This is a genomic window from Mesorhizobium sp. M2A.F.Ca.ET.039.01.1.1 (genome assembly GCF_003998035.1).
Lineage (GTDB): Bacteria > Pseudomonadota > Alphaproteobacteria > Rhizobiales > Rhizobiaceae > Mesorhizobium.
In genome coordinates, this window is the sequence record NZ_RZRY01000589.1 from 1 (window position 1) to 3,903 (window position 3,903).

A 3,903-nucleotide genomic window follows, 5' to 3' on the forward strand; every position below is an offset into this window, starting at 1 on the left:
GCCCATGATGGCGCGGCCGCTGGAGCCGTTGACGCTGCCGCCGAGCAAGCCGGCGACAAGCAGGCTCACCGACAGAAGCGTGACGCCGGGAACGGCCATTTTCGTCGGCACGACGAGCAGCGCCATGATGAGAAGCCATGCAGCCGTCGCGCCGAGCCCGGTCAGGAGCACGCGGCGGTCACCCCAGCGGTCGGTGAGCACGCCCCAGGGCAGTTCGCTCAGCGCCACGCCGAGGCCGAGAAGCCCAAGCGCGAGGCCCAGCGAGGCATTGTCGAGGTGGTAGCCCTGGCGCATCGCCACCGCAGTCGCCGGAATGCCGGAGAAGGTGGCGGAGAAGCCGGCATTGGCCGCAACGCCGATGCCGAGCACCTTCCAGCGATGGTTGGGACCGAAGGCGCGGCGCGCGGAGGTGACGGCGGCTGCATTAGGCTGTTGGCAGTCGCTGCGTGTGACGATGGCGGACATGATCCATTCCCGTGACGGCCGGCTGGCGGCTTGACGGACCGGATGTAGCGCCATAGCTTCATCCATAAAATCAGGAAGTTTTTGATCGACACTCCTGAAAATCGGGACAATCTCATGCGCCGCGTCACGTTCGACCTCGATGTCCTCAGAACCTTCGTCACCGGCATGGAGCTGGGCAGCTTCGCCAAGGCGGCCGAACGGCTGGGACGCTCGACATCAGCGGCCAGCGCCCAATTGAAGAAGCTGGAAGAGCAGGCGGATACGCCGATCTTCCGCAAGGCGGGGCGCGGCCTGGCGCTGACCGAAGCCGGCGAAACCATGCTCGGCTATGCGCGGCGGCTGATCGAGCTCAACGACGAGGCGGCCTCCGCCATTCGCGACGTCGAGCTGGAAGGCTGGGTGCGGCTCGGCCTGCAGGAGGATTTCGGCGAGGCCGTGCTGCCCGACGTGCTTGGCCGCTTCGCCCGCGCCCATCCCAAGGTGCGCATCGAGGCGCGGATCGGACGCAGCCACGACCTCGTCGAACGCGTCCTGTCCGGCAATCTTGACATCGCGCTCGCCTGGCATGACGGCACCACCCTGCCCTACAGCCGCCACGTCGCCGATGTGCAGTCGCGCTGGATCGGCCCGGCAAAGCCGATCGAGGTCGGTCCGCGCAATGGCGAGCCGCTGCCGCTGGTGGTGTTCGAGGCGCCGTGCCTGTTGCGCACTGTCGCGACGGAAACGCTCGACCGCGCCGGCATGCCCTGGCGCATGGCATTCTCCAGCCCCAGTCTCGGCGGCATCTGGGCGGCGGTGGCGGCCGGCCTCGGCCTGACGATCCGAACCGATATCGGCCTGCCCGCCAATGTCAGGGCGATCGCGCCGGGCGTATTGGGGCTTCCCGCCCTGCCGATGATGGCGCTGCATCTACACCAGAAGGACGCCGAGCTCGACCCGGTCGCGGCGCGGCTGGCGGAGATTCTTTTGCAGGCGGCACTGGAGACATTGCCGGAGGGGGCGGAAACGAAAGGATTGCTTAGAGTGGCTTAGGTACCGCGCGATTCGTCATCCACGGGCGGAGCAAGGAGCGAAGCGACGCGCGCAGACCCGAGGATCCATGCCGTGACTTAGAAGCGTCGCCACGGTACAGAATTCTGCACCGCTGCATTCCTCGGCCGACGTAACGGAATGGATCCTCGGGTCTGCGCTCCGCTTCGCGTCGCTCCGCCCGTGGATGACGAGGGAACTGGCGTTCGCGACAATCACGGACCGTCACCGCTTTTTCGCGCGGCCCGCGAAAGGATTGTCCGACGTCCGCAGCGCCATGCGGATCGGCACGCCGGGCATGTCGAAGGCTTCGCGCAGGCTGTTGGTGAGATAGCGGACATAGGATTGCGGCATCGCGTCGGGCCGCGAGCAGGAGACGACGAAGCCCGGCGGCCGGGTTTTTGCCTGGGTGACATATTTGATCTTCAGCCGGCGGCCGGCGACGGCGGGCGGCGGATGATGCGCCAGGATGCCTTCCAGCCAGCGGTTGAGCTTGCCCGTGGAGACGCGGCTGTTCCAGACCTTGTGCGTCTTGATGACGCTTTCCATAAGCTTGTCGAGGCCACGCCCGGTCTCGGCCGAGACCGGCACCGCCTGGATTCCGCGCACCTGCGGCAAGAGCCGCTCGGTCTTTTCGCGCAGCTCGGCCAAAAGCTCCTGCGGGTTGTCGATCAGGTCCCATTTGTTGAAGGCGATCACCGGCGCCCTGCCCTCGCGGATGATGAGGTCGGCGATCTGCAGGTCCTGCTTCTCGAAGGGGATGGTGGCGTCGAGCACGATGATGACGATCTCGGCGAAGCGGATGGCGCGCAGCCCGTCCTGCACCGAGAGTTTTTCCAGCTTCTCCTGCACCTTGGACTTGCGCCGCATGCCGGCGGTGTCGAACAGCTTGATCCGGCGGCCGCGCCAATCCCAGTCGACCGAGATCGAATCGCGGGTGATGCCGGCTTCCGGGCCGGTGAGCAGCCGCTCCTCGCCGATCAGCGCATTGATCAGCGTCGACTTGCCGGCATTCGGGCGGCCGACGACTGCGATGCGCAGCGGCTTGGTGTCGTCATAGGCGGGCTCGGCATCCGGGTCGGCGATGTCCTCGCCGATCAACACCTCGCTGGCGGCGATCTCGTCGCTGTCGTCTTCCTCCTCGCCGAGCGCGCGCTCTTCGCCCAAGGCTTCGACCACCGCATCGCGCAGGTCGGGCATGCCCTGGCCGTGCTCGGCCGAGACCGGGATCGGCTCGCCGAGGCCGAGCTCCCAGGCCTCCAGCAGTCCTCCTTGAGCGCCGCGCGCCTCGGCCTTGTTGGCGACAAGAACCACCGGCTTGCCGGATTTGCGCACGACGTCGGCGAAGGTGCGGTCGTCCGGCATCAGGCCGGATTTGGCATCGACGGTGAAGAAGATGAGGTCGGCCTCGCGAATGGCGATCTCGGTCTGCTGGCGCATGCGGCCGGGCAGCGTCGAAGCGGCCGCATCCTCGAAACCGGCGGTGTCGATGACATCGAAATAAAGATCGTAGAGTTTCGCCGCATGGACGCGGCGGTCGCGCGTGACGCCCGGCGTGTCGTCGACAAGCGCCAGCTTCTTTCCGACCAGCCGATTGAAAAGAGTCGATTTGCCGACGTTAGGCCGGCCGATGATGGCGACTTTGAACGACATCCAGTCTACCGTTTATTTTGCATGTCGTTTGCCCCAAAACCGCTGCGCACTTTTGGGCGACATGCAATCACGACGCGTTGCCCGACCCGCGGATCAGCTCGGACATCAGCTGCGCCCGCTGGCGCACATTGCGCGGGGCAGCCTCGTCCGAAGAGATCTGGTCGAACAGTTTGAGCGCATCGGCCGACTTGCCGTCCTTCCAGGCGGCAAGGCCAAGCGCCTCGCGCGCCGAATGGCGCAGCGGATTGGTGTCGGCGGTGAGCGCCTCGACGCGGCTGGAGACATCGGCGAAGGAGCCGTGGTCGACGAGCAGCAGAGCTGCTCTCAGCCGCGCGATGTCGCGGATGCCGGCGGGGATGGCGTTGTCGGCGGCGACGTCATCGAAATCCTTGACCGCGCCGTCGACGTCGCCCTTGTCGGCCTTGACGGTCGCGGCGCGCATACGGGCGAGCAGCGGATAGGCGCCGTAGCCGTCCTTCTCCAGCTGGTCGAGAGCGGCGATCGCCTCGTCGTTCTTGCCGTCATTGGCGAGCTTGAGGGCCGCCGAGAAGGCGTCGCCCGAGCGGTTGGCGCGGCTCTCGTCCCAGTAGCGGTAGCCGACGACGGCGGCAGTGCCCAGCACGATCAGGATGGCGATGCCCAGAATGGCCGGGCCAAAACGATCCCACAGCGCCTGCGCCTGCTCGCGACGAATCTCTTCGTTGACTTCGCGGATAAAACTGTCGTCCGACATCAATCAAAAACCATTATTGCCCC

At 66.3% G+C, this 3,903-nt stretch carries 4 protein-coding genes; 1 reads left to right on the plus strand and 3 read right to left on the minus strand.

Annotated features, from left to right (window positions below):
• On the minus strand, window positions 1-465 hold a 465-nt coding region (locus tag EOA24_RS29910; protein WP_127410375.1), incomplete at its 3' end, for an MFS transporter.
• 114 nt (window positions 466-579) lie between these two features.
• Between EOA24_RS29910 and EOA24_RS29915 the strand changes: the two genes are divergently transcribed.
• Window positions 580-1,497, plus strand: coding sequence for a LysR substrate-binding domain-containing protein (locus tag EOA24_RS29915; protein ID WP_127258747.1), 918 nt, complete (start codon window positions 580-582; stop codon window positions 1,495-1,497).
• A 222-nt stretch (window positions 1,498-1,719) separates the two neighbouring features.
• Here EOA24_RS29915 and der read toward each other — a convergent pair whose 3' ends face one another.
• Window positions 1,720-3,147, minus strand: coding sequence for a ribosome biogenesis GTPase Der (gene der / locus EOA24_RS29920; protein WP_126078619.1), 1,428 nt, complete (start codon window positions 3,145-3,147; stop codon window positions 1,720-1,722).
• A 67-nt stretch (window positions 3,148-3,214) separates the two neighbouring features.
• Window positions 3,215-3,880, minus strand: a complete 666-nt coding sequence (locus EOA24_RS29925; RefSeq protein WP_126078620.1) for a tetratricopeptide repeat protein — start codon at window positions 3,878-3,880, stop codon at window positions 3,215-3,217.
• Window positions 3,881-3,903 lie beyond the last annotated feature (23 nt).

Bases quoted from the DNA above. Each gene is read 5' to 3' on its own strand.
- EOA24_RS29915 (WP_127258747.1), top strand. From the start codon at position 580: ATGCGCCGCGTCACGTTCGACCTCGATGTCCTCAGAACCTTCGTCACC.
- EOA24_RS29925 (WP_126078620.1), bottom strand. From the start codon at position 3,880: ATGTCGGACGACAGTTTTATCCGCGAAGTCAACGAAGAGATTCGTCGC.
- der (WP_126078619.1), bottom strand. From the start codon at position 3,147: ATGTCGTTCAAAGTCGCCATCATCGGCCGGCCTAACGTCGGCAAATCG.